The organism is Okeania sp. SIO2F4, assembly GCF_010672385.1.
In the GTDB taxonomy this organism is placed as follows: domain Bacteria; phylum Cyanobacteriota; class Cyanobacteriia; order Cyanobacteriales; family Microcoleaceae; genus Trichodesmium.
In genome coordinates, this window is sequence record NZ_JAAHGT010001265.1 from 1 (window position 1) to 2035 (window position 2035).

At 38.5% G+C, this 2035-nt stretch carries 1 protein-coding gene; it reads left to right on the plus strand.

The window, feature by feature from the left end; genetic code table 11:
• Positions 1-501: 501 nt before the first annotated feature.
• On the plus strand, positions 502-1662 hold the full coding sequence (rpoD, locus tag F6K22_RS39535; RefSeq protein WP_293110496.1) for an RNA polymerase sigma factor RpoD: 1161 nt from the start codon (positions 502-504) through the stop codon (positions 1660-1662).
• Positions 1663-2035 lie beyond the last annotated feature (373 nt).

A 2035-nucleotide genomic window follows, 5' to 3' on the forward strand; every position in this document is an offset into this window, starting at 1 on the left:
TGCAACCATTCACCATTATTATACAGGACTACCAGACAGGTAAGAGCTTTAGAAGAATGCTCACTTGTGTCCCTGTATATCAGAAATTTTTACCGAAAAGCCTGCTCAGAAAGCTCATTATCTTTCAGAGCAAAGATTAAAACATGCCTACCACTGACGCTGAAGTAAGCTATGAAAAAAAAAGAGGAGTTGTGGGGGTTATCCCCACTGCTAAAAACAACTATAACGAAGTTTAGTTGAGGTAGTTCAAATGTAGAAAATGATACTGGTACGACCGATCGCCAGAAATATTACTCTGAAGACTGTGAAAAAAGAGTCAATACCAATAAAGTAAGCCTTAAATGGATAAATATTATTCCAGGTAAACTCACGAAATTTCTCAGTTTCCAGCAAAAAAGATAAACCATACAGGTTTGGTCACTAGCTATACTGTCTTAAGATAGACAGAAAACTTCTGTAAAGTAATTTATTCTTCAACTTAAGGAGCATGAGGAACGCGACATGATCCAGACTAACAACGTAATCGAAACCACCATTCAGCCTGAGCTAGAATCTAGCGACTTATTTCAGTCAACCCCAACCAGACAAATAAATGATGATTTAGACATTTTAATCGGAGATAGAGAAGAATATATAGATGCTCAGTCTGATCACGATGATCTAAAGTCTGCTAAAGTTGCCAAATCCCGTACTCGGACTGTGGGTAAAAAAAAGCATTATACAGAAGACTCGATTCGCCTTTACCTACAAGAAATAGGAAGAATCAGACTATTACGAGCTGATGAAGAAATTGAATTAGCGCGTAAGATTGCAGATCTTCTTGAATTGGAGCGGATTCGAGAAGATCTAATGTACGACTTAGATCGAGAACCCCAAGTTAGTGAGTGGGCAAATGCTGTAGACATGGAATTGCCAAAGTTTAAGCGTCGGTTAATACTTGGACGTAGAGCTAAAGAAAAGATGGTACAGTCTAATTTGCGTCTAGTGGTTTCCATCGCCAAAAAATACATGAACCGAGGCTTATCATTCCAGGATTTGATTCAAGAAGGTAGTTTGGGATTAATTCGAGCGGCAGAAAAATTTGACCATGAAAAGGGCTATAAATTTAGTACCTACGCAACTTGGTGGATTCGTCAGGCTATTACCAGAGCGATCGCCGATCAGTCTCGTACTATTCGTCTACCAGTTCATCTGTATGAAACTATATCTCGAATCAAGAAAACTACTAAGCTTCTTTCTCAAGAAATGGGTCGTAAACCCACAGAAGAGGAAATAGCAACCAGCATGGAAATGACTATCGAAAAGTTGCGTTTTATTGCTAAGTCTGCTCAACTGCCTATATCTTTAGAAACTCCTATTGGAAAAGAAGAAGATTCCCGACTTGGAGATTTTATTGAGTCAGATGGGGAAACTCCTGAAGACCAGGTATCGAAAAATTTATTACGAGAAGACTTGGAAAGTGTTTTGAATAGTTTGAGTCCCCGCGAACGAGATGTATTACGCTTAAGGTATGGTTTGGATGATGGTCGAATGAAGACTTTAGAAGAGATTGGGCAAATATTTAATGTGACTCGCGAGCGGATTCGACAAATTGAAGCAAAAGCGCTCAGGAAGTTACGACATCCAAATCGGAATAGCATTCTCAAGGAATATATTCGTTAGAGAAGTTAGTAGGTTGTCTGTTAGCTAGCTTTTTTTGAGCGATCGGCGTTGCTGAATAATAGTATGAGTTTACAGCAAATTTTGTAGAAATGAAGTACAAGGCGTGGGCGTTTATGATTTTGGGTATGATTTGTATTTTTTAGTAGTTGCTAAACTCTTGAATAAGAAATATTTGAGATTGCTCAATTTTTATTTTCATACCTTAGATTCAGCAACGTCGGCGTGAATAGTAAAGTCTTGTAGTGCGGGCATCTTGCCCGCGATGAGTGTACCTCACGGACATCGGGAAATGCTGTATTTTCTGGTAAGCAGAAGTTAAATTATCAGAAATTACGCCAATGTACTATATGTAGAGTCTAAAAACTATAACGTT